The organism is Candidatus Vicinibacter affinis (assembly GCA_016714365.1).
Lineage (GTDB): Bacteria > Bacteroidota > Bacteroidia > Chitinophagales > Saprospiraceae > Vicinibacter > Vicinibacter affinis.
The window spans coordinates 374527-398676 of the sequence record JADJNH010000006.1 but is presented as its reverse complement, the minus strand read 5'-3'; the positions used below and the strand labels follow the sequence as shown (position 1 = coordinate 398676).

Here is a 24150-nt window from a genome sequence, read left to right as displayed (position 1 = left end):
TGATTTGAATTTTTTATTTTACTGGTTTTTTGTTTTTATTTTTTGAATCCCGGAGTTGAATTTTTCTCAACTCCAATTGATTTAACTTAATTTCTGCTCTTTGAATAATGATTTTGGAATTTCTGGTAGGCAGTTTTGAATCTTTTAGTTCGCTGACATTCTTTTCTAATCCGGCTGTGAGTGTAGTGTCATCCGGAGAGGCGGTGGATTGAGAAATGAGCGCTTCTGTATTTTTGATGTTCTCAATAGTTGATTTTAATTCTTGCAATTCTTTTTGATTTATTTTTGTAGGATTTATTTTATTCAAGTCTTCCTCTGCTTTTTGTGGATTCGACAACAGAATATTGGTTTTAACCAGAAGCAAATTGTTTTCAGGAGATTTAAATTTGTATTCGTTGGAAATTTTATTGAGAGAATCTAATTTTTGAAAATTATCTTCTGTTGGATGTTGAATAGTTTCTGCTACCTGAGTTTTCATTGCTTTAATAATTCCGTTTATTTCAATGGATTTTATACTTGACCAGCCCATCATGATGATTGGAATAGTAAATCCATAAAATATAGGTGTATATTTTCGGTTTTTGTAAATTAGAAAAACTAGCATTATCAAAAGAACAATCAATACCAGAAATCCTGAGAACATGAGTATTATTTCAAATAACGGAAGGCCGTCCATAAGTTTGATGAGTACACTTTTCATACAATTTAGAATTAGATGGAGATAATTGATTTGTAATTATTTTTAAGAAATGATTTTAAGGTCATAGATGATTCCGGTATGCAGATCAGAAATTCCATTAGTTGTTTTTTCTTTTTTTTGCTCAAATTATAGAAGTCAATTTCATCATTGTTCATCAATTTGTTCATTTCTGCATTGGAGTATGAAATTTGTGCCAGTTCAATATTTAGCATATTGAGTCCTTGGGCATCGGGTGCAGCGGTAACGGATTCTACGGATCTGAATATGGTGGACAAAATTGGGAACCAGCCTACATCTGCATCTTTTGCCTTGATTAAATTTTTACCTTTTTTTGGTACAGTAATTTTTAATGCGTCAGAAGCTCTTAAAATTCCATTACCAAAATATGAGCGGTAATCATTTTCTTCAGGTACAGAATTTACTTTTTTAGCAGCTGATGTGTACAATGCATTTCGAACTGCCTCAACACGCATCCAGGGTTCCGGCAGAGCAGTAATTTCTTCGTAATACTTCTTAAGATAGCATGCTGCAGCTGCAGCAATTTGGGGAGTTGCAGAAGAAGTCCCGGCACCACTGAAACTAAGTGATTTGTTTACCGAGACAGCCCATGGCGTGTTGGGCGTGTAAGCAGCCAATGCATAGTTCATCGATTTTGGTGGGCCGTAATTACCTTGCATTTCCCCAATTTTCTTGTGATAATATGGGGCATCTTCAAAAGTTGCTCCGCAAGCAGCAATGACTCTTTCAAACCTTGCAGGATAAACCAATTTTCTAATGGGGAGTCCATTGTAATTGTTGCCGGCTGCAGAGACCATTAAGATACCTGATTCATAGGCTTCATTTACAGCATCTGCCCATGCCTGACTTGGAGCACCGCCCATGCTCATGGAAACGATGTGAACCATTTCACCAGATTTGTGAAGTGCTGATAAATAATTAAGGGCTTGTGCAAATTCACTGGTTTTTATTAGCACTACGGTGTTGCTTATTCTGCAAGGGATTATTTCGGCAAAGGGTGCACCTCCTATTTTATCGTTAAATCCATTACCCACAAATTTACCTCCGGCTAAAATACCCAATGTGCCTGTACCGTGCCCAGGCATATATAAAACTGCTTTATTCAAAGGATCTACAGCTGAAGTTGGTGTTTCCCCTAGAATAAAGTTTCTTTGAAGTTTTGTATTAAGTCTTGGCGGAAGTTGGGGATGAACCGGATCATATCCTGTGTCCAGATGCCCAATCCTGACTAATTTATCTGAATTTAATTGCTCTGCTTCTTTTCTGGCCGACATGAGTTGTGAATGGGCATCATCCAAGTGCCAGATGGTATTCGCGTGAGGCAACCAGTCTGCGTCAAAATTTCCATCATTCTGCTTTCCAATGGATCGGTGGGATGGTTCTTCATTATCGTTGATTTTTCTTTGAATGACGAATTCTGAAACCGTATCAGGTTCCACAAAGCATGTGACTGATTTCATGGAGTGTTTCAATTTATGTGCTAAATCCCATGGATTTATTTCATGATCCTGAACATTGGATTTAAACATAAATCTTTGATCATTTTCAAATTGATCTAAATTTTCCTTTGTCCTAGAAGATTTTATTTCTTTTTTTTGTTTTATTTTCTTTTCATGCGCACAAAAATCTTTAGTTTCAAATTGAATGCCTTCATCTGACAATGTCTTCAGAAATGCGGATTTGTTCAATGACCTTGAGCCGGTTCCCATGTTGACCAATAGCTCAATGTTTTGGAATTTATTTTTCATTGTATCAGTTTATTCAAAAAGTTTATTATTTATCCATTCATGTTTTATGATACTCCACCAATCTTTCGTCATGCCCTGAATGATGTATTCATATGGCAACCACCCATACCCACTTTCTCCCCAGGATTCACCCCAACAATTGCGTACATGAAAAGCACCCGTTGTTTTGATACCATTGTCATTTACAATGGATTTGTGATCATCAAATCCAAGTGCAACCAAAGCATGACCTCCTATTCTTTTTCTTTTTTCAGATGGGTAGCATATGATTCCATGTTGGCATTCTTCTATATTGGAGTATAACGTCAGCCCAAACATTAGCGGAAGTCCTAAGGTTAAATTCCTTTTAATCTCCATGATGAGCAAACTAGGCTTCATAGCATATTTATCCAACCGATAATATTGGATGGCCTGAAAATTGGAAGCATAGGCATAACAAAATGCGTCTGGCTCACGATTGAGATTTTGTTTTTCAAATGGCCAGTATCTTTCAGGAGGTATCCCAAACAATACCATCGCTTTCATGGTTATCCTGTTAAAAGCACCTACGTCTTCTTTGATTTGTAATAAATTACGTGTAGCTTTATATAGGAACAATCTTGATTTAGGATCACATTCACCGGAAATACGTTTTTCAAAATAATCTACCAGAGCACAAGCGGCATGAGCGGTGCAACTGTTGAAGTCACCCTGGTCTTCTATCTTAGGAAAATATCGGTGTAAATGATCTACCACTTTAGGTATATTATTTTGGCTAGACTTATTTTTATTTTCCACTTCTTTTATCAGGTGCACAATAGATTGCTTATCTGACGCTTGCAGGTAAGATTTATCATTTTTGGCTGTTGTGTCAAAATATTTATCGCGCAGGTCGGGATAATCCGGAAGCCACCCATAGGTTTGTTTATACATATTATATATTATTTGGTTTGACAAATTCGTAGACAGTTTTTCCTGCTTTATTTTTGTAAGCCTTCAGAATTTCCCGTCTTGGGATTGCTAAATAGGGATCGTAGGATATGTGAACCCACCTGCCGAATTCATGGATGATCTGATCAAATGGCAGATTACCCTTTGCTACAAATTTGAATAATTGATCTACATCATATTTATCTGTTGCGATGAAGTCTGCAGCCATCCCAAAAAGATGCATACTGTTTTTTGCTCCGCCTACTTTGGTATTTAATCTATTGCATCTGAAACCACTGCTGATGTGAATACCGGTTTGAATTTGTTCTCGAATAGGCTGGAGGATGATTTGGCACAAGCTCTTTAAATTATTTATAATTAAGGTTGAGGGTTCGTATTGTTCCGAAATTCCCATCCGGGCGGCCGTTTCGCTTGCCAGCATCTCTTCCAGACTAAAATTTTCACTAAGTTTCATATATATTATTTTTGATTAAGTTGTATTAGATTCTCTGCAACTTCTTGAATTAGGAGTAAAATGTCCGGCTCGCTTACCTGATTCACAAGTACCCGGCAAGAAGGCAACAACTCGTTGTGTTGAAATATTTTCTTCCACAGACCTTCCGTATTGTGCTGGTTTATGGCGGTCATTATTTCCGTTTCAGACACGAAATTACTATTCAAAGCCAGGGTGATAATTTGTTGACATAATGTATAGGAAGTTTGCAATTGTAACTGATGGTTTTGTAATTTTATTCTGAATATTTCTTCCAATTCCTGAAGGATCTTATATTGTACCATTTCCTCCATTTTTCTTTTTCCGGTACTGACTAAATGCAAAGTATATGGATGAATTCCTCTTTCTGATGTAGTTAATTCCGCTTCCAACGAGAGAATTTTACCTTCATCTGATTTTATTCCTCTTTGATTGAAATGACGTTGAGATTCTTTTAATAATAATTTCAAATAGTCCGCCAATGAACTATCATGAACCTGATATAATTCATAACATTTTTTTAGCTGTTCGTATAATAGCTCTAATGACTTTAATTCTCCAAAATGAAATGTTCTGAACATATTTATTCGAAGGTTATTTCTGAATTCGTAATTTCATTATCCGTGGAGGATCGTATGGCTTTTACATAAATTCCTTCTTCATTTACCTTAGCTTTTACAGAAAATACCGACATGGCCGAAGCACCATTATTAATGAGGTTGGTTTCCGGGCTCACCAATAGATTGGAAATGGTGGTTTTATCCACAATGGTTTTTGAATGGATGTAATTGCTTATATTTTTTACACTTTCTTTAAAGAGTTCATTATTTGGATAAAGTGTTTTATACGCCTCTACCGCGGATTGTACTTCCAGCATTCTGAAGAAAATCTTGCTATAAAATGCCAGGATAAAATCATCGTCATGTGTTAAATTCTCTCCCAATACATCATAAAAATCAGTGATTAGTAGGAGTAGACTCTCATCCATTCTTTCGTTTGTGGCTTTAGATTTCTTATTGGCTCGTCCGGTAGCACTTACTTTGTTTGGAAGAAAAATATTACTGAAGTCAATTTTATTTACAGTAGTAATTGTGTTGACTAAATTATTTTTTTTCAATAAGTATTTTCGGAATGCATTATTGAGTTCATTTTGGATGGACTTTCTAAATTCTTCAGACCCATCATTAAATTTCAGCACCTGACTAAATTTAGCGCCACTAACCAACACCGGTACATTTATTTCCATTTCCGGAATTTTAAATCTGGGTACGGAAATATATTTAAGCAATGGATCCTTACTGTGTTCTTCGGCAAGATTTACTGAGAATTGATCTGCCATCTGGCGAGCCCTGGTAATTTCAATAAATATGTAGCCTAAGTAATCAGAAAGAGTTACCATATTTTGGTTTGGAGTTTAGGTAGTTTTTTGAATGGAAGTAGGTGTTTCTATTTGGAGAGTAATTCCAATACTTTTTCTAGTCCTTTTGGAATTTCATCCTGCACTGCCCGCACTTTTACTTTTAAACTGTATTCCCTTTCTACTTTGGAACCTGTCGAAGAGGATCTTTGATAAGACATACTGGCTGATACTTTGACTGGACCAAATCCTCCTCTACCACTTACATTCAATTTGAAATCATTGGATGTATTTTGTGTATCAATAGAATTTAAACGGGCATTAAAGTCAATTTCTACAAAATCAATTCGTAACGATGGAATTGGCAAAGTTGAAATCAGAGGCACAATAACTGAAACATCCTCTTTTGTGCCATCCGGGTTTTGTTTTTTATAGCTGAAATCTACCATCACCAATTGAGAAGGATCGTCTTCTTTAAAGCCTACTTTTTTAATAAAGTCAATGGTAGCAACCGCTGATGCAACCTGCGCTTCTACAGTGGCTTGGAGCGGTCCACCTATCATTGCTTTGAAATCGATATTGTTTAGTTCCTGTCCTAATCCACTGTTGTCTCTTGCATTATCCAAGGTATTTCTTTTCATGGTGCTATCTAATTCGATAGCATGGGTAGAAAATTCTTTAGCCATTTGTACCATATCGGGGGCATTGGTGCTTCTCCCTTCTGCAGGTAGTTTTATTGCATTTAGGGTCGAGACTGACTTGCGAATGGGTCTGGTCACTGGTTTTTTAATTGATTTAGCCATGATTTAATTTTTATTATGTTAGGAAATTTGTTTCTACAAAATTGGCCCAAAGTGAGCATTACTTTCAACAGGAAATTTCCCTTTTTCTATGGGTATTTTTCCCCTTACTTCACTTCGCTTTCATTGGCCAGCTAAAAATATACCTGAACATCATGCTTGTGTCTATATACACACTGGTGCACATCTTATTCCTGGTAGATCGGTTTGTATATGTTTGGAGTGGATGCTTTATTTTCCAAACATAGTTTTAGGATGCTGATTGCATAAACGGAACATTAGTGTTTTAGATTCAGAGAAATTGATTTCTTGGTTCACTTTTTTTTTGTTGCAGGAAATTCTTTTTCACGAAAACGTTGGTTATTGACTTTCTATTCGATCTCATTCCACTGCTGTGGGTAAGCCCAAAACATAAAAGGCTTTATTAATAAGATCTATTGTCAGATTATATACTGACTAATACAAATTTGTATTTAGGGTCAATTTTTCTCTCAATTTTTATTTTGATTCGGTCTAAATTTGTTTTTAGGTGAGAAATTATTCCAGGACAAGACAACCGAATTGTTAGAAACACCTTGTAACCTATGGTTTAATTCTTCAAGTTATTCTCCATTTATCCTTTTGTAAAATGTAACTTTAATCTATACGGCTATTTGATATGCGATGGTTTTTCTTTACGTTACATTATGATTTTCCTTATAAAAGTATGGGGTAAAAGTCCATATTAATTGAAAAACCAAAGCACCTATAAATGTCCATAGGATATCGTTCCAGTCAAAGTGTAATTTTGTTGATGATGATTGAATGAATTCCCAGGATATAAGTCCTGTTAAGGAAATTATGTTTGCTGTTAGGTGCTTGTTTTCGGTGAACCATTTACCGGTCCGTTTCATTTGTGGAATTAAAATAACAAACAGAGCAGGTATTCCAATGGCAGGAAAAAAATTGGGTGCAATTCCTAATAGGTATTTTACGGTCAAATTATTACCACTGTAATTTGGTCTAATGTTGTCTATTACCTGTTGATAGGTAATAAAGCAAAGTACAAACAACGCAAACCAATAATAAGAATTATTCGATGTTTTCATTTTTTTTAAGTGTCCGGTTATTATGCGGTTGTTTTGCTTTTCATTTTGTCATAAAGCACTTCAATCACCTTTTTACTTTCAACTAATTTAGCTCCTGATATACTCGCTTTTTTTGCATACCATACCTTAGGAATGGAGAGCTTACCTTGTGAAAGAGAATACATCCAAGCTAAGTCAATAAAGTTAACGAATAGGTTTGCCCTGTAAAACAAGGATGGATTTTCAATCTCAAAACCCATTTTTTTCAATGTCCTGTCGTTGAAAAAATAGGAGGTGCCTATAATATTTACTGTATTGGGTATTTTTTTATTCTCAATTAATTTAATTATGTTCAATAAACCTTCCAAATGATAAATTAACAAAATATTTTTAAACTCAATTCCTGATTTAAATTTCCTCATTACAAAAAGGTAATCAAAACTTCCGCCACTATGTAAATCAATTTGGTTGTCATTTGCCATGTACCCAAGTAGCATTGGCGAATAGTATTTGTAAATGCCCACAAGGGTAAAAAATGGAGTTGAAGCAAATTGACCAATAGGTATGTAAATCAAAAATAGTAAGTAGAATAATGGTTGAGAATTCCCTTTTTCAATGATAACAAGTGCTGGCAAAAAGCCTATTGTCAAAAGTAAAATTGCCACAATCCATTGAAATAATTTGGGTTGTTTATAGAAGTTATTCATTTTTCTTAATTGGTTTTTGTTTCACTGATTTTACCATAGAAATAGGATATTTTATTTTCAACATCATCATAGGTTACGGGTTCTTTGTCCTTATGAAAATCAAAGAAGCTAAGTAGTCCAAAGTCACCCGAACACATTGCGGTGTGTGCTAGCAAAACACTGGAAATGGTCAAATTCCAATTGTTATCAGCAACAAATAGAAAAATTATTAGAGTAGTTGTAATAAATGTAAATGGAGCCAGTGCAACTATTTCAAATTCTCTTTTATTCGCTACAAACTTGTCTGCCAATGCCATAAAGTAGAATTTTTTCAGGTTGGCATCATACGAAGTATTTGTCGCACCTTGTGATTTGTATGCTAATACGTGGATGTATTCGTGCAATGGAAGCAAGGCAAAAGCAATTGCCAGGCCATATGAAAAATAAGTAAAGCGGTCACCAAAGCTATAATTTGGCAAGTTGAAACCTTGTGCAAAAAAGTAACCAACAAGTCCAAACACAATGACGTTACTCAGGTAATAGAAAACAGAATATTTTGTCCGTTTTTTCATATAAGTCCTTATGAATGGAACAAGATCTTTATGTCCTAACTTGTCAAGCAGGACATAACTATTTTCTGTTAATTCCTCTGGTCTGATTTTCATATGGACGATGTTGTTTTTAATTGACAATCAAGGTTTTGGGAAAGTAACCGAAAATTGGCTAAAAGGAGCTAAAAATCCGGAAACAGAAGTAAAGACAAATAAAAAATGGAATGGTTTACTATGGAGACCTGCCAGTTTCTCCATACTTTTGGTTAGACTTATCTAAGGGATCAAAAATATGAATTTTTGATTTTAGGGTTAATTTATTTTATTTAATGAACCCCTGCTTTCCTGGTTAGGGAGGGCCGAATAAGAAACATTTACAATCAGTTTATCCCGCTAGTCAGGAGGGTGCCATCTTCATCCTGTTGAGGTGGATCAATGTATGAAGTGCACCCTGTAGGTATAATCAGGCAGAACTGGCTAAACGGTTATCAGAAGTGAATATTCATTTGAATAAATAGCTAACTCCAAATTTAAACATATGGCTTTTAGCAGAATCAACCAGTTCCTCTCCTGTGATTGGGTCAAGAAAATTTAGACAATAAATATTTCTAAGTCCATAATTGAAACTGCCGTTTATTTCAAAATTATACCATTGAATTCGAATTCCAGTATTTAAGCCAATGTCGTATTTAGTGTATCCTGATACTTGATCATTTGGAGCATCTTTATAATAAATTAATTTTTGCTTGAATAGTAAATGATCAAATTGCATTCCTGCTTGAAAAGCTATAAATTTAAGGATGTAATAGTTAAAGCTCAATGGAAGGGAAATATAATTATCGTTAAAATTATTGTTTCTAGGGCCAATGGAATAGTCATATTTTCTCTTAGAAAACTCAAATCCCAGCAAAATGGAAGATTTTTTGCATATAGGTTTTTCATAGGCAAAGCCAAGATTAAAACCAATGCCAGATATAATTGCAGCATTTTCCTCAGGAAGGTTGAATCTGTCAAGCTTATAATTATTCAGTGAAAAATTTAACAAAACAGTATTTGATTGAGCAAATAATATGTTTTTATTCAATAGAAAATATAAAATGAGTATGGTATAGAACAGTATGTTTTTTTTCATCTCATTGTGAATTTGTAACTTAATGAAAACTGCATGGCATGGGTTTTGTAGAGTCGCCGCTCTTTAGGAACATTTGGATCTATATTTATAACATTGCCTTTCTCTCTCAAAAGAAAAAGGGGTTCTAAAAGCCGAGCTCCAAAATACAGATTATTCAATAAATGGATTTGAATGCCTACTGCATAATCAATTTCGTAGTTTTTAAATGGCTTCATAAAAAGATATTTCGAATATACTAAATACTGAAAACTTACCCCGGCCTCAAACTGAATATCCCGATCCTTTAATGGCTTATATGTAATTTGTAGTGGAATGCCAATAAACCCATAGAAATCCTCATTGTATTTGTTAAAGGAGGTGTGGGATGAAGCTCTTTTATCAAAGTTTAGTCCGTATTTAACGCCTAAATATTCTTTTGAGAAAATATTTTCTTCAACACAAATTCCAAAATGATATCTTATGGAATAATAAGGTCTTTCCGGCGAAGCAAAGAAATGTTTTTCACCGTTTATTATTTCTTGAACATTGGTTATGCTTGGGCCTCCGTGTATAAAGAAAGTTCTTGTTTTTTGACCTAATAAATTAATTGACCAAAAGAGCAAGCCAAAAAATAAAATTGTATTATTTATTGGTGTAGAATCCATTCTGTTTATTTTTAAAATTATGGACATTTTGGGGCAACATAATATCAATTGTTGTAAACGAAAGCCTTGCCTTCATATCCTGATGGAACAGGCCCCAAGTAACAATTTGCTCCATCAAAAGAGCCTCCATAAGGACAAATTCCTCCGTTAGTTCCATTAGGATAAGATTTGTAATAATACCCATTATTTTAAATTAAAGTCCCTGGTAGCCTAATCTGGCGGAGTCGTTTACTCGATTGTCAAATATGAGTTTTCAACATTTTAATACCAGCTATTAAAATAATCATTCTAAAATTTACACTGATAGTTCATATATTTTTAAAATCATTGAAACAGGTAGTTTAATCCAATTTTAATGTAATAACTTTTGGCTGAGGCATTTATCCCAATTCCCCTTGCAGGGTCAAAACCATAAATGCTATAAATGTTTCTTAAGCCGTAATTAAAACAACCATTCAATTCAAAATTTTGAATTTGAAAACGTATCCCAGCAATCAATCCAATATCATACTTGGTGTATCCTGGTTTTTGTTGTAACGAATCCGAATACTCTACGAATTTTTGCTTAAATATTAGATGTTCATACTGGCATCCTATTTCCACAGCCAAATTTTTAAATAAGTAATAATTCATACTTATTGGAAAAGATGCCCAATGGGTCCTGTCAGCATTACCCCATTTAAAATACTTCACTTCATTGTTTCTTTGTGAAAATCCGAAGCCAATAAGTAATGAGGTGCGATTCAGAATAGGTTTCTCATAAGAAAATCCAACAGTAAAACCGGTTCCATTAATGTCATTTGAGTCATTCAATTCATAATTAAATCGATTAAAAGCATATTTATTTACCGAAAACCCAAACCGAATAGTCTCGCTCTGAGCCATCACGGGAGTGATCATTGCATTTAAGCAACAAACTATAAGATATACATATCCAATATTAGAATTCATCATATTTTGAATTTATACATGAAATACAACTCCATTGAATGAGTCTTAAATTGCCTTATAACTTTTGGTAAATTAGGATCAATAGGAACAATTTCACTCCTGTCTTTCATTAATAAAAGGGGCTCCAAAAAGCGAGTCCCTACGTGCGTTTTATTCCAGAGCCTGCATTGAATGCCAACTACATAATCAATTTGAATGTTCTTGAAGGCTTTTGTATAAGCATATATGGAATTGTAAACCAGAGATTGAATATTTGTTCCAATTTCTAAACGTATGTCTCGATTTTTTAATGGTTTATAGTTAAGAATAATTGGGATTCCTAAAAACCCATAACTCTCGTCAATGTATTTATTAAATCCGGTATGTGCAGAGGCTCTTTTTTCGAAGGACAATCCATAACTCAAACTCCAATCTTCCTTTGAAAAAATACTTTCATTAAGCGTAACACCCAAGTGATATTGAATGGTATAAAAAGGTCTTTCCGGAGTGGTATAATATAATTTAACACCATTTTCTATATGTTGCACATTGGTCAGATTAGGACCGGCAAATATTTCTACGTTCCTTTTCTTTTGACCCATTAAATCACTCATACACAACAAATAACTTGCCATCATAAGTAATCTGAAAGAATAGATTGGATACATCATCGAGACTTTTATTTTTTTATGGACACTTCGGGGCAACATAATAACAATTATTATAGACAAAAGCTTTTCCTTCATATCCATATGGTACAGGTCCTAAGTGGCAATTTGCTCCATCAAAGTTTCCTCCATAAGGGCAAATTCCCCCGTTGGGTCCATTTGGATATGATTTATAGTAAAATCCATTATTCCAAATAAAAGGAGACTTAGAGCATACTGTAGAAAAGCAATTGGCGCCATCAAAATGATAACCAGGTGGGCAAATAGTACAGATACATGGATTGTTGTCTTTCAGACATTCCAGCTTGAAGCTGGCTTCTGGAACTTGGTTTAATTCTTCAAAAATATTAGTTGTAAAAATAATTCGATAAGGACAAATGAATGGTTCAGGATTAATTTCATAGGGTCCGATTTCATCTGAAATCAAAGTGCCGAGTGGACCACATACTTTACAAGTTCTTGCATTGTCTCTGACTATTGAATATGTTACATCGTGCTCTATTTTATGTACATTTTTTGCTTGAATGAGCCAATCACATTGCAATTTAAAAGTGAAATGCTTTTTGAAACACCACCAAATACTTAAATCATCCTTCTTATCCAATTCCAATTTTATTAGTCTAAAGTCTATTTTTGGAGTAGCGTAAAATCGTTTTGGCCAAGGTGTTTGCCTCGAGGAGTTTGCTAATACCCACACTAATTCAACTTTTAATCTTCTTCGATTATCAGGTCCATAATAATTTGTACTTGATAAATTATTAGAACAACAATTATATTCACACTTAATTCTTGATTCCAAAATTTTGTCCAAGATAAATGTAGTATCACCCTCATAACTCACAGTGTCAGAAGGGTATCCTGGAGTAGTTCTAATTTGCGTGAGTTTATTCCAATCACCGTCGAAAATCGTAATTCTGACTGCGTCAGATTCTGCTTCAATCTGATCTCCAATCATAAAATTACCATCCATATTTCTGTAGCCCGCGTAGGTCATGAACTTTGGAGATATACTTAATTCATCTTCATTTATCCAGTTGTATCGAATTGTATTTCCAGAAGTACTGAGCAAACTATTTATTTCACTTATGGATATGTTGTCCATACAGTTATATTGATCCATAAAGTCTTGATAAGCCTTTTCTGAGGTTAGTACAGGCAATGAATTGTACCAGGATTCGATTTCAACAGCAGTGGCATTATTTAAAAATATTTCAGTCTTATAGAATTCCTCATGGTTTGTAAAACGGATGCAATTATTTACAATGGTATAAGTCCCTGGTTGAAAAGAGCCTGCTTCTGCGGTATTACTTTGTGTACTATTCCAGCAACTTGTGCTTAATCTTGAAGTTAGTGGCGTTTTTATATCACTTATTTCGTTTAATTCATTCTTGCATTGTGAAGTGAATAGTATCATTGATACAGTGATTAAAAATTTGCCTAAAGAAGGAATGAAAGCATTTGGTTGATGATAAAATTGTTTTGTTAATTTTAGTTCTATAATTTTGATAAAAATACTAATTGTTCTCATATTTTTTTTTTTTTTGTTATTTAGGGTTTTGTGATGTAAACTTTTTTAAACCGACACTAACTGCTCAATGGAAGTACATTTAGTTGGGACAAAATCTGATGTTTGTATTTTAAAATGGTTTCTTCATGTGCGTAATAATTTTAAGGTTTAATAAATTAGGCGTTTAAAAGCATGTTGATCTTTCCATCATCCTGCGTGTTTCAGAGGAGGGTATTATTCCTGATCTGATCTTGCTAAGCAAAATATTATTTCAAATATTTTAGCTTGTGTTTTACCACAGTGTAAATACAATATGGAATTTCCCTTAAGATGTTACAAGATATCCATTCCGCCCATAGGCAGAAATGATGGGTAATAAAAAAAATGCTAACTAAGGTGTTGTGCGAACTGACAGGTTATTTTTTTTACATAAGTCTCATTTTAGTTTAGAAAAGGGTGTGTTTGAATTCGAAGCACTAAAATAAATGGCTTCATTTTATTTTCCAAATATTTTGTAATTTATTTTTTGAAATTTATTTATTTGGGATTTGGTGGGAAGCTCTGTTACGGTTAAACACATTTCATAAAATATTCTCAAAACAGAAAGATTTATCATCCACTCTTGTCTAACGATTATTGCCCTTGGAGAAATTAACGTGCACACTATCTCCATCCTTAATGATTTTATTAAGGAGTGTTTTTTCTCCCTCGGTGATCATTATTTTCAGCCTTCCATCTACGCGCTCAACAACAATATCAAAGTCACGTTCAAATGCACGGATATGCCGAAGGCTCATACCGGGCCAGGATAAGGGAAGCCTAGGTGTAAGGCTAAAACTGTATAAGCCGATGGGTCTGATGCCAAACAACCCTTCTGTAAAAATCCTGCAATACAATCCGCTTTCTGCCGAAAGATGTCGTTGGTTTCCTTCAGGGTAAGCTTCCACAGGATAAGGAACATGGTCGCCCAACAAACGGCGGTTAGAATAATCATGCAAAAATTTTAACGCTTTATCTGTTTCGCCTGCAGCCAACACACCTCTAAGCGCATACAAAGTTGACCTGTCCCAAAATGTTTTATCTCCTGCAAGACTGGCAAGACCATCCTGTGTCCATAATCTTGGTGAGAACAACGCATCAATCGTTCCCGCTTTACGTTCGTAAAGACCCATCGTAAGCGGGATGCAAATCCAAGCCCGCAGTGAATCATTTTCTTTGTAATATTTATAAGTTTCATATCCTTCTATGTTTGAACCAAAATATTTTTCAATAGCTAATTTCAATCTTGCAGCCTGATTCTTATAAATCTTTAGTTTCTTTTTTTCTTTCCCTATTGCTTCACCCAGGTAAACAGCGGAAGTCAATGCATCGTAATATAAGGAAGAGGTACAAAGGTTCGCATTGCCTGCGGGGAAACGTCCTTCCAACTCATCAGAATCAGACATTACAACACCATTTGCATTTAATTTGCGGTGGCAATATTCCAGACACCATTCTATCAATGGCCATAATTGTTCTGCTTGTATAACATCACCACTTGCGAGTGCATAACGTGCGGCTCCGTATGCAATCATCGCGCCATCTCCGCGGTCACCAGCCCCATTCCATATATCCGTTCCTTCAGCAATGATAGAACTGGGAATCGGTTTATATTCCTTGTTCATGAATCTTGCAAAATGTAAATAGGCATTCAGGGAAGCTTTGTTTCCGTAGTCATATCCAAGAAAAGGAAAGAAGGGGCCAATATACTCTGCCTGATCGTTGGCCCAGATGGCAGCATAATAAGCCTCTCCACCAGGTCCATGCATAGGTCCGCCTTTGGTCTCGAAAATACTTTCTGCCGCCCTGATTTTTGCAAATGCAAATTCTCTATTCAAAATTGTATCCGGTGTTTCCAATATAAGCTTGCTCCAAACCTCCTTAATTAATTCAAGACGTTTGACTTTTTCATGATTTACATCCACTGCCGGTACTTGTTCATTTGCTTTAACCCCCGAATAAAAAACAGAGAAGCTGACAGAATCATTGGTTTGAAGTTTGAAATTCCCTTCGTTGAATACATCAAGATGCAAAGCATAACATCCTTCTGTTCCTTTAGCCGGATCGGTATAATAAATATTGTTCGCCTTAGGTATTTCTACAAAGCAGCCATTTTTGGATGTATTCTTAATGGTGTAAACTTCGCAGTAACCCGGCAATGTTGTTGATGGAAAATACTCACGGGTCAATTCAAGATTATTACGGGCGATACTTTTAACAAGCAATGTTCCTTTGATAGTAATAGAGACCACTTTTTCCGCCACTATGGGTTTATAGTTTACTGTCACCAATTCAAATGCGTCCAGTGCGAACTGTCGCGTGAGGCTGGCATGCGTATTATTCGGAATCGTTCTCAACATAGGCCAGACCAGGCTTCTGGTGGCATGAAAGGAACCATCGGCTGCTACGCCATATCTGAGTACACAGGAAATTCTTTTGCCACTCATTTCAATGTGGTCGTTATGTGGAATCGACGTGTCGATTTGCCAGGAAATGGAGCCATCGTGATTCATTTGCCAGCGGCGATATTCCTGTGAAAATAATTTATTTGTCAAAAGGCAAAGAATAGCCAAGATAAATAAATGACTTAGGTGTTTTTTTTGAATCGGTCTGTTCATCCCTTAAAGTTTACAGTTATCTGGATAAAGATAAAAACTAAGACAAGTAAAGTTGAAATCTTTTTGAACTTGTTTGTTTTCCAATTATATCTTCACTTCCTGCAAATAAAGCGTTCAAATGCGGATGTTTTGGATGAACTTCTTTTAACGGTATGCTTTTTATGTCAAAAAAAATTGAGGAGAAGCCAGCTTGGCGGATCTCGTTATTCACTAAAGTTGTATTAAATCCCATCTTATTAACATTGTTCTTTTTTGTCTCTTAAGTAACTACATTTCAACTATCTGTAAACCAAGGTTTTTAGCTTGTCGTTTTAACTTCTTAATTTGATTTTCTTTAAACCCATCCATATATTTTTCGATTGGTATTGGGTTAAATTTAACCCTTTCTTTTATCATTTTATAAAAAATAGCCGCAATTTTTCTTGCAGTCGCAACAATTGCTTTTGGCGCCCCATTTTTTGCTTTTATACGATTATAAAACATCGCTAACCAATTTTTGCTACGCTGTATGGCAAACGCCGCCATTCTAAATATTTGACCTGCGTGGTTTTTCTTTTTGGAATCCGACTACTTAATACTTTCCCTCCTGATATTTTATTATTCGGGGCTAAGTTTAACCATGATGTAAAGTGTTTTACCGTTGGCCATTTACTCATATCTAATCCGACTTCGCTTATAATTTCTATAGCATTTGTTTCCGTAATCCCAAAAATTTCTGCTAAATCCGTCCCCGTTAGTTCGTACAACATTTCCTTTCCGTTAAAATTCAAATTATTTTTATTACTCTTTTCTTTTTTTTGGGGCTCCACAAATGTATCTACTCCGGATTTTTCACGAAGATGCTCTTCTATTTTAGCATCGCATTCCTTTAGCTTAAAGATGATAGAATTGATATATTGAATAACTTTGCTCTAGTTCAAAAACGTGTTCTTCTTTCCAAACCCCCGTTAAGGATTTTATAATACCCTCTTTTTTATGAGCTCTAATTCTACTATCGCAACAAGATGCTAATATCTCTGCGTTTCGTTCACCAGCTATGATGGATTTTATGATCTCTTGTCCAGATTTACCTGTAATATCCGCAATAACATGTTGTATTTTAATATTCATTTGTTCTAAAGCTTTATGCATCATGCGAATATGTGTAGCTGACATTTCAATTAAATTTTTCGATGACGCATATATGCTCTTAATTTACGAGTAAACTTATCGGGTTGAAAACTTGCAGATAATAATCCGCAACTGTGTAATTGACGAATCCAATCAGCATCGCTAACATCTGTTTTCTTTCCTCTTACATTTTTTACATGTTTAGCTGTAACTAATACAACATCAAAACCCGCATCTTCTAATACTAAAAATAAACTTACCCAGTAAATACCGGTAGCCTCCATAGCAACTGTATCTACTTTGCATTCTTTTAAAAACACAACTAGGGCGTGTAAGTCTTCAGTAAAGGCGCCAAAGGCTCTTATTGGTTTTTCAGTGGATTCAGGATTAACTGCTACATAATGTTCTTTGCTTGATATATCTATACCTGCCGCGTTAGGATAAATAATCGGAAATGCTTTAACCACCAAAATGGATTGTCATTCAAAGAACACTACCAAACTTGATAAGGGGCTGCGAGCACCATAACAAAAAACGGTTTTTGTAAACACTGCTTTACATCTCGCAAGTTACTTTAAAGGATTGAGAGCGGAGCCGCTGTTATAAACTTGATACAAAAAAGAACCAAAAAAATCAAGGCTGTTTTCATTTTTTAACGCTAAAACGGTTTTAAAAAGCTAAACAAAATAAACTCGCCATAAGCAGCATTCATAACTCTTGGCCTACCTGTCATAAATTTATTGGCATATCTGCAAGCGAGCTCAAACAGTATTTTGTTTTAAACGCTTTTTAAAACCGTTTTAGCTAAAATGAAAAAGGCCGATCTATATTTCTTACTATATAATGACATGAAGAGGTGTAGGAATTGGTCTGCCAATTTTACTGGCTGGTTCAATCCATTCATCCATTATTATTTGAACATTGGATAAGGCTTCCTGATATGTATTCCCGTCCGATTTACAACCTGCTTATTCAGGGACTTCAGCGATGAATGCTTGATCATCTTCACTCCAATAAATAATAATTTCATATTTATAATTCATCATCTTCTTGAATTTCTAGATTATAATTAAGGATTATATCTCTTATTTGTTTAACCTGCTATGCTTTAGAATGGCCACCAATTTATTGTATATAAATAATTTCCTGTAGGCCATTGTTATTAAGCCCAAAAAGATCGGAGAAATAGCTTTGGTGTGTTGATGTGTATGCCACGTTATGTGAAGTGTAGATTACTTTTTATCTATACGATTTATGGGATTTTGACGAAAATCCCAAATTGATTCGATAAATATTGAGTCAGCAGTTTCTTTGTAAATTATTCCATAATCATTAAAAGGGGATATTCGCAATTTGGATGAATCTGTTTCCCTTCCAATTTTAGAGTAAATCGAGATTATTTCAATTCTCTTTTCAAGTTCATTAAGAAGCCAGGCAGAATAGTTTATACTTCCATTTTATCGATATAATATTGAAGAATGTTCTCTAATTCAACGACTGCAGTTTCTGTCCAGATTACTTGTTTTTTAGCCATTTTTTAAAATGTTGCATAGCTTTATCATGAGAAATTAGCCTTCCACACTCTATGTCCAATTCTGACTTGGCAATTGACGCTTTAATTTCTTTACTTAGAATTAGAATATCATGATTTTCATTTCTTAAGTTTACGATTATTTCTTCCAACTCATTAAGAAATATTTCGTCGTCAATTGAAGTAATTTTTCCGATTAATCTGTCTTTTACTGATATAGGAATCATATTCTTCTATTTAATTACAAAGTTAAGCTATATTTAGTTCATATTCAAGTGATTTTCGCATCTCTCATTGCTATTTAATAGTGTAGCCGAAAATTGGCAAAAAAGGGATCTAGTCTGGGAACGAAGGTAATGAGAAATAAAAATTAGCAGGGTAAGCCAAGGGCGGGAATCGAAAATATGGATCCAATAAGATGATCGTGTCTTAGGGGTGTGGACCAGGGGATTAGGATGTTAAGGTTAATTTATATCCATCATTTCATTTTCTTCCTGGAAGATTTTTATGGACAAGCTATTTCAGGGTGAGAGACCATTATTTTACTCAATTTTGTTATTTAGTTCATCAAACTTTGATTTCATGGTTGGATTCCCATGGGTTAATTTTTTAATAGTTAATTCTTCCGCTTTATCATTAGCCAGTCTTAATTGGTTTTCGCTTGTAGTCAATTCCTCTTTAACTTTCTGCATAACAGCTATTGATGCGTCAATTTTTTTAATTGCTTCTTGAAAATGACTATGTGCCGAAAGAAAATTTTTGGAAAATCCTTCTCTGAATTTGTTTAATTTATCTTCAAAGTTTGTAATGTCAATGTTTTGACTTCTAACCATAGCAAGTTCTGCCTTATACTTTAGTGAGGTCATGGCAGCATTCCGAAGGAGGGTGATAATGGGAATAAAAAATTGAGGTCGCACCACATACATTTTGGGATACTTATGAGAAACATCCACAATCCCGGAGTTATAGAGTTCGCTTTCTGATTCTAATAGTGAAACCAATACAGCATACTCACATTTTTTTTCAATACGGTCTTTGTCCAGTTCTTTTAGAAAATCTTCATTTCGTTTTTTAGTAGTGGTTTCATCTCCCTCATTTTTCATTTCGAACATGATGGAAATGATTTCATTACCGGTCTCATCAGTTTCTCGGTAGATAAAATCACCCTTGCTTCCGGACCTGGAATCGTTGTCTTTTTCGAAGTAGGCTTTTGGGAAGGCTGTTGCACGAAGTTTGTTAAATTCAGTTTCACAATGTTGTTCAAGCGTTTCGCCTATCATTTTGGTAGATAGTTTTAGCTTCATGTCTTTTCTAAGTGCAATTTCTTCATCTTTCAACTTGATGATGTCTTCTTTTGTCCTGAGTTCAGCATTAAATTTTTCGATTAAAGATTTTTCTAGTAATTGTTTTTCCGTTTCTTTATTTTTCAGATTATTGACCAGTTCGTCTCTTTCTTTTTCAATTTTTTGGACAGCTTCCGTTACCGTGAGTTTTTTCTCAATTTCTGCATGCTGAATTTTTGATCTCATTTCAGCAATTTCGGCTTCTTTCATGGCTAACTGCAAAGAAAGTTCACGCTCATTCTGGGCTCTTAGCTCTAAAATTACCTTATCTTTTTTTGCAAGGTCTTCTTGTAAAATATTCTTAAGATTGGCTTCTGCCAGCTTGACAGCATTTTCTTTATCCCTTTCTGCAAGGGTTAATCGCTTTTGTAATTCTTCATCGAATTGATGATCTCTCACTTGTTTGAGTATATCCGCAAAACCAGCCTCATCCACTTTAAAAGCCTTTTTACAATTTGGGCAAATAATATCGTTCATAATTTTCCGATTTATTTATTTATCTATAATGGGGATCAACGTTTCTATTACTTTCGAAGTGCCGCCGCTTGTCCTTTAGCAAAAAGTAGGAATTGTTTATTTAGTAAAAGTAAAAGTAAAAATTTCTTGTTCTTTGCGGCATGAACGCAATTACTATGTTACTTGCAGTCGTTTTTTACTTTTTAATTTTCCATTTGGTTTCTTATGTATTTGAAAACTAAGTTGAGCACCTAATGCATCAAATACTTTAATAATGGTGCCCAAAGTAATATTTGTTGTACTGTTTTCAAGTTTGGAAACTTGAGCTCTTTGCACTCCAATTAGTTCACCTAGTTGCTCTTGCGTCAGATTCTTTTCTTCCCGCAATTGTTTTATTTGTTCAGCAATAATTTCCAATTTAAGCTCTCTTTCATATTTGTCTCTTTTTGGAGTTCCAACCTTCCCTAGAGTTTTGTCCTTTAAATCTGATACACGAATCATATTTTTTGTTTCTTTTTATTTTCGAAATATTTTTTCTTAAGAGTTTCAGCCTTTTTTATCTCTGAGCTTGGTGTTTTATTAGTCTTCTTTAAGAAACCATGTGATGCCACTATTAATGTTTCCACTTCTCCATCGCGATCCCAAAATGCTAATATCCTATGAAAATTCTTGTTAAATCTAAGTCTAAATTCCCATAATCCGTCTGTCTCTTTTAGAGGTTCAAACCATGCACCTCTATAGCCAGATTCAGTCTTATCGAATAATACGAAGAATTTATTTCTTGTCTTCTCATTAAGATTTTCCATATATACGGCTGCTTCATCGTCTAAAATAACTACTATGGGTTTATCAAATACAGGTATAGGTTGCAAATATATGACATGTTTCCTTAAATGGAACTATTATTTAAGAAAATATTTTTTGGATATTGCAATTAACGGAGAGTGTTAAAATACCCCCCTGTTCGTCGCAGTTTGTAACTGCGATGCCATACGACTCAAGCATTTCCAATGCGGCCTGCTATCCTAATTTTATATTAACTTTATTGTTCGTCTCAGTTTTAAACTGCGATGCCATACGACTCAAGCATTTACAATGCGGCCTGCTAACCTAATTTTATATTAACTTTATTGTTCGTCGCAGTTTTAAACTGCGATGCCATATGACTACAGCATTTTTAATGCGGCCTGGTATTACAATGTTTTTACAAAATCTCTGTTCGTCTTAATGATTCTAAAATATTAAAAATTAAATGCTTAAAAATAAATACCAAATTAGGAACTTAATTTAAAATTTCATCGTTGTAGTAGCGTATGACTTAATAGTGTTATACAGCATCAAGAACCCTTTAATGGGTGCCAACCGAGCGGAATACTACGGTGGCAAGGCGATGCGGACCAATACAGGTCAAAAGGATTCCAATCCTTCTGTTTTTGCCGTTTGCTGTCTGGTGCTAAAAATTTGTAAAATTTTTAGACCTATGAATAATTTAAATCATTTTTATTTTACCAGTGAATCGGTATCCGAAGGTCATCCGGATAAAGTGGCCGATCAAATTTCAGATGCTGTTCTTGATGCTTATCTCGAATTAGATCCTCAGGCAAAAGTCGCATGTGAATGTCTTATCACTACGGGACAATTGGTGATCGCAGGAGAGATTTGCTCAACAGCACATGTAGATGTCGTGGCGGTGGCCCGGGAAGTCATCAGACATATTGGATACGATGATCCATTAGTGGGTTTTGACTATGCCACGGCGGCGTATATCAATTTATTGCACGAACAAAGTCCGGAGATTAACAACAGTGTTTCTGATGGTGGAGCAGGTGATCAAGGACTTATGTTCGGTTATGCGTGCAGAGAAACCAAATGGAATATGCCTTTGCCCATTACAATGTCTCATGAGTTGATGATGCGATTAGCTGCAATGCGAAGAAGTGGTAAGCACAATTGGCTAAGACCTGACGCCAAATGTCAGGTTACTGTAGAATACAAAAGAGATGTACCTGTCGGAATTGAAACCGTTGTATTATCAACACAACACTCAAAAGACATCAGTCAGGAAGAGATTAAAATCATCTTGCAAAATGAACTCATTTTACCTTTAGCACAACAATATTTTTACAATGCTCATCCTAAAATATTGATCAACCCATCAGGGAGTTTTACGATCGGAGGGCCACATGGAGATACCGGTCTGACAGGCAGAAAGATAATCGTAGATACCTATGGCGGGAGTTGTCCTCATGGAGGAGGGGCATTCAGTGGCAAAGATCCAAGCAAGGTGGACCGCAGTGCTGCTTATGCTGCTCGTTATGTAGCCAACCATATTGTATCTGCAGGACTCGCTGAACGCTGTACGGTCCAGATATCCTATGCAATTGGTCTTGCTGAACCTACTTCTATATATGTGAATACACACGGAACCGGGCACCATGCAGATGAAATAATTGCACATCATATTTCCAATATTTTTGACCTGCGACCTGATGGTATTATCAGCACATTAGATTTAAGGCGACCTATATATAAAGAGACTGCAGCCTATGGTCATTTTGGGAGAACACAATTCCCATGGGAAAACTTGGACCCAACAATTATCGAAAATCTTAAATCCATTTCTTAATCCATAAATTTAAATAAATGAATAATGTCTGCTTGTTTTATAAATATTTCCATCTCATGTATAAATATCAAAATCTAATACTAAACAATCCACGATATTTTAACATTCGGGTCGACAAAGTATTATATTCCGGAGCATGGCAGTATCCTGTCAGACAAGTTTGTTTAGGTGGATTATTTGAGTCCTGGAATCATTCTGACATACTCATATCTTACAGGACTCAGGATGATTCTAAGATTCTGATTTTTAATGCCGGAGGATTCATAGGTAGCAATCGCCATAAATGGCGGGGATGGAGTGTTGAAGATCAAAAATTTATCATTGGCTGGGCTTATGAACCGCGTCTGACTCATGGGACCAGAATTGTAGAGAGTAACAAAAAATTACATCATCTCTTAAAGGAATTTAAAAGAATCGATGAGTTGTATCCGCAGAATTCCGAAATGGAATCTTTCACAATTAGGCATTTGGTTGACGAATTAATTTTGATTGACGCACATTAAATTTAAAGAGTTTCCAGATTTTATTTGCAATGAGCTGTCCATATTAATTCTGACATTTGGTTTACCTTGCCATAAACAAATGCACATTGTCCATATTTTAATGCATAAAATAATGCTTCTTCTTTACTGATATTTTCAATAAAATAGGAGTCCTCGGACCATTTACCATCTTCGGAAATTCCACGTCCAAAATGTGAAATATATCCACTGGATTTTATATCATCTAATAGACAGGCATTTCTTTGTTCATTCTCTTGTTTTGTAAGTTCAGTGGAGTTAGGATTCCAGGCAGTAATAAAAGCCCATTCCTTTAATTCCGGAAGAGCGTTTTTAAAATTCGCTTCTTTATTGATATTTAATATGAGCTCTTCTTTAAAAATTAAATTTTTATTTAGGGTGTAATTGGTATTCAAATAGGCCTGGTTTAATTTATTTATATCCATGTTATGGTGATTTTATTTGGATAAAATATTTCGTTATTGTAAGCAATTACTTTGGTAAATGGTTTCAAAAATCAATGAAATTAAATTTAGAACGTTTGAATTAATATAAGGCGTGAGGAGGTTTAAATGACTAGTTTGTAAACTTTTTCTGAGACAAGACAAGATCTTGTTGATGAACCTCTATAATCCAAATCTATTGCTCGCAATTCAGCTTTCTTATTCCAGCCAAATAACAGAGAAATTAGCCTGAGAATCTATGATAGCATTGTGT

Annotated in this window: 29 protein-coding genes and 1 riboswitch; of the genes, 3 read left to right on the top strand and 26 right to left on the bottom strand. The window is 34.9% G+C overall.

The window, feature by feature from the left end:
• Positions 1–13: 13 nt before the first annotated feature.
• The 10 genes from IPJ53_14870 to IPJ53_14825 all read right to left on the bottom strand — a co-directional run bounded on the left by IPJ53_14870 (position 14) and on the right by IPJ53_14825 (position 8443).
• A complete protein-coding gene (locus tag IPJ53_14870) occupies positions 14–700 on the bottom strand; it encodes a hypothetical protein (protein ID MBK7800382.1) in 687 nt (228 codons plus the stop codon).
• Between the two features lie 11 nt (positions 701–711).
• Positions 712–2466 (bottom strand): S8/S53 family peptidase, encoded by a 1755-nt coding sequence (locus IPJ53_14865; GenBank protein ID MBK7800381.1) that lies wholly within the window; start codon positions 2464–2466, stop codon positions 712–714.
• Between the two features lie 9 nt (positions 2467–2475).
• Complete coding sequence (locus IPJ53_14860; GenBank protein ID MBK7800380.1) at positions 2476–3378, bottom strand: cysteine protease; 903 nt, start codon at positions 3376–3378, stop codon at positions 2476–2478.
• 1 nt (position 3379) lies between these two features.
• Positions 3380–3850 (bottom strand): peptidase M15A, encoded by a 471-nt coding sequence (locus tag IPJ53_14855; protein ID MBK7800379.1) that lies wholly within the window; start codon positions 3848–3850, stop codon positions 3380–3382.
• A gap of 5 nt (positions 3851–3855) precedes the next feature.
• The gene (locus IPJ53_14850) at positions 3856–4449 is read right to left on the bottom strand and encodes a hypothetical protein (GenBank protein ID MBK7800378.1); all 594 of its coding nucleotides are present in this window, start codon (positions 4447–4449) and stop codon (positions 3856–3858) included.
• A 2-nt stretch (positions 4450–4451) separates the two neighbouring features.
• On the bottom strand, positions 4452–5267 hold the full coding sequence (locus IPJ53_14845; GenBank protein ID MBK7800377.1) for a hypothetical protein: 816 nt from the start codon (positions 5265–5267) through the stop codon (positions 4452–4454).
• 47 nt (positions 5268–5314) lie between these two features.
• Positions 5315–5866 (bottom strand): DUF2589 domain-containing protein, encoded by a 552-nt coding sequence (locus IPJ53_14840; protein ID MBK7800376.1) that lies wholly within the window; start codon positions 5864–5866, stop codon positions 5315–5317.
• 833 nt (positions 5867–6699) lie between these two features.
• Positions 6700–7113 carry a hypothetical protein gene (locus IPJ53_14835; protein MBK7800375.1) on the bottom strand — a complete coding sequence of 138 codons (414 nt, stop codon included), beginning with the start codon at positions 7111–7113 and terminating at the stop codon, positions 6700–6702.
• Between the two features lie 20 nt (positions 7114–7133).
• Positions 7134–7799 (bottom strand): hypothetical protein, encoded by a 666-nt coding sequence (locus tag IPJ53_14830; protein ID MBK7800374.1) that lies wholly within the window; start codon positions 7797–7799, stop codon positions 7134–7136.
• A 5-nt stretch (positions 7800–7804) separates the two neighbouring features.
• Entirely contained in the window at positions 7805–8443 is a 639-nt protein-coding gene (locus IPJ53_14825) for a DUF3267 domain-containing protein (protein ID MBK7800373.1), read from the bottom strand.
• A 7-nt stretch (positions 8444–8450) separates the two neighbouring features.
• Between IPJ53_14825 and IPJ53_14820 the strand changes: the two genes are divergently transcribed.
• Positions 8451–8609 carry a hypothetical protein gene (locus IPJ53_14820; protein MBK7800372.1) on the top strand — a complete coding sequence of 53 codons (159 nt, stop codon included), beginning with the start codon at positions 8451–8453 and terminating at the stop codon, positions 8607–8609.
• A gap of 222 nt (positions 8610–8831) precedes the next feature.
• Here IPJ53_14820 and IPJ53_14815 read toward each other — a convergent pair whose 3' ends face one another.
• The 15 genes from IPJ53_14815 to IPJ53_14745 all read right to left on the bottom strand — a co-directional run bounded on the left by IPJ53_14815 (position 8832) and on the right by IPJ53_14745 (position 21179).
• A complete protein-coding gene (locus IPJ53_14815; GenBank protein ID MBK7800371.1) occupies positions 8832–9461 on the bottom strand; it encodes a PorT family protein in 630 nt (209 codons plus the stop codon).
• The gene (locus IPJ53_14810; protein MBK7800370.1) at positions 9458–10105 is read right to left on the bottom strand and encodes a hypothetical protein; all 648 of its coding nucleotides are present in this window, start codon (positions 10103–10105) and stop codon (positions 9458–9460) included. The genes IPJ53_14815 and IPJ53_14810 overlap by 4 nt, the downstream gene beginning before the upstream one ends.
• Positions 10083–10289, bottom strand: a complete 207-nt coding sequence (locus IPJ53_14805) for a hypothetical protein (protein ID MBK7800369.1) — start codon at positions 10287–10289, stop codon at positions 10083–10085. Before IPJ53_14805 ends, IPJ53_14810 begins: the two co-directional genes overlap by 23 nt.
• A gap of 140 nt (positions 10290–10429) precedes the next feature.
• On the bottom strand, positions 10430–11056 hold the full coding sequence (locus IPJ53_14800; GenBank protein MBK7800368.1) for an outer membrane beta-barrel protein: 627 nt from the start codon (positions 11054–11056) through the stop codon (positions 10430–10432).
• Positions 11056–11706, bottom strand: coding sequence for a hypothetical protein (locus IPJ53_14795; GenBank protein ID MBK7800367.1), 651 nt, complete (start codon positions 11704–11706; stop codon positions 11056–11058). Before IPJ53_14795 ends, IPJ53_14800 begins: the two co-directional genes overlap by 1 nt.
• Before the next feature lie 16 nt (positions 11707–11722).
• Complete coding sequence (locus IPJ53_14790; GenBank protein ID MBK7800366.1) at positions 11723–13231, bottom strand: hypothetical protein; 1509 nt, start codon at positions 13229–13231, stop codon at positions 11723–11725.
• Between the two features lie 605 nt (positions 13232–13836).
• Entirely contained in the window at positions 13837–15867 is a 2031-nt protein-coding gene (locus IPJ53_14785) for a hypothetical protein (protein ID MBK7800365.1), read from the bottom strand.
• 267 nt (positions 15868–16134) lie between these two features.
• Positions 16135–16350, bottom strand: coding sequence for a hypothetical protein (locus tag IPJ53_14780; GenBank protein ID MBK7800364.1), 216 nt, complete (start codon positions 16348–16350; stop codon positions 16135–16137).
• Between the two features lie 2 nt (positions 16351–16352).
• Positions 16353–16616, bottom strand: coding sequence for an IS110 family transposase (locus IPJ53_14775; protein ID MBK7800363.1), 264 nt, complete (start codon positions 16614–16616; stop codon positions 16353–16355).
• Positions 16617–16740: 124 nt separating this feature from the next.
• Positions 16741–17022: a hypothetical protein gene (locus tag IPJ53_14770; protein ID MBK7800362.1), complete on the bottom strand. Its 282-nt coding sequence runs from the start codon at positions 17020–17022 to the stop codon at positions 16741–16743.
• A 5-nt stretch (positions 17023–17027) separates the two neighbouring features.
• Positions 17028–17444, bottom strand: a complete 417-nt coding sequence (locus IPJ53_14765; protein ID MBK7800361.1) for a transposase — start codon at positions 17442–17444, stop codon at positions 17028–17030.
• A gap of 1048 nt (positions 17445–18492) precedes the next feature.
• Positions 18493–18735 (bottom strand): hypothetical protein, encoded by a 243-nt coding sequence (locus IPJ53_14760; protein MBK7800360.1) that lies wholly within the window; start codon positions 18733–18735, stop codon positions 18493–18495.
• 315 nt (positions 18736–19050) lie between these two features.
• Positions 19051–20328 carry a DUF2130 domain-containing protein gene (locus IPJ53_14755; GenBank protein ID MBK7800359.1) on the bottom strand — a complete coding sequence of 426 codons (1278 nt, stop codon included), beginning with the start codon at positions 20326–20328 and terminating at the stop codon, positions 19051–19053.
• Positions 20329–20481: 153 nt separating this feature from the next.
• Positions 20482–20808 (bottom strand): helix-turn-helix transcriptional regulator, encoded by a 327-nt coding sequence (locus IPJ53_14750; GenBank protein MBK7800358.1) that lies wholly within the window; start codon positions 20806–20808, stop codon positions 20482–20484.
• Positions 20805–21179: a type II toxin-antitoxin system RelE/ParE family toxin gene (locus tag IPJ53_14745; protein MBK7800357.1), complete on the bottom strand. Its 375-nt coding sequence runs from the start codon at positions 21177–21179 to the stop codon at positions 20805–20807. The genes IPJ53_14750 and IPJ53_14745 overlap by 4 nt, the downstream gene beginning before the upstream one ends.
• Before the next feature lie 457 nt (positions 21180–21636).
• Positions 21637–21732, top strand: a riboswitch (SAM riboswitch).
• Between the two features lie 55 nt (positions 21733–21787).
• Here IPJ53_14745 and IPJ53_14740 point away from each other — a divergent pair.
• Together IPJ53_14740 and IPJ53_14735 are read left to right on the top strand one after the other, a co-directional pair.
• On the top strand, positions 21788–22933 hold the full coding sequence (locus IPJ53_14740; GenBank protein ID MBK7800356.1) for a methionine adenosyltransferase: 1146 nt from the start codon (positions 21788–21790) through the stop codon (positions 22931–22933).
• A 56-nt stretch (positions 22934–22989) separates the two neighbouring features.
• Positions 22990–23436: a hypothetical protein gene (locus IPJ53_14735; GenBank protein ID MBK7800355.1), complete on the top strand. Its 447-nt coding sequence runs from the start codon at positions 22990–22992 to the stop codon at positions 23434–23436.
• 20 nt (positions 23437–23456) lie between these two features.
• On the opposite strand, the gene IPJ53_14730 is transcribed toward IPJ53_14735, so the two are convergent.
• Entirely contained in the window at positions 23457–23879 is a 423-nt protein-coding gene (locus tag IPJ53_14730; protein MBK7800354.1) for a DUF3293 domain-containing protein, read from the bottom strand.
• Between the last annotated feature and the right edge of the window lie 271 nt (positions 23880–24150).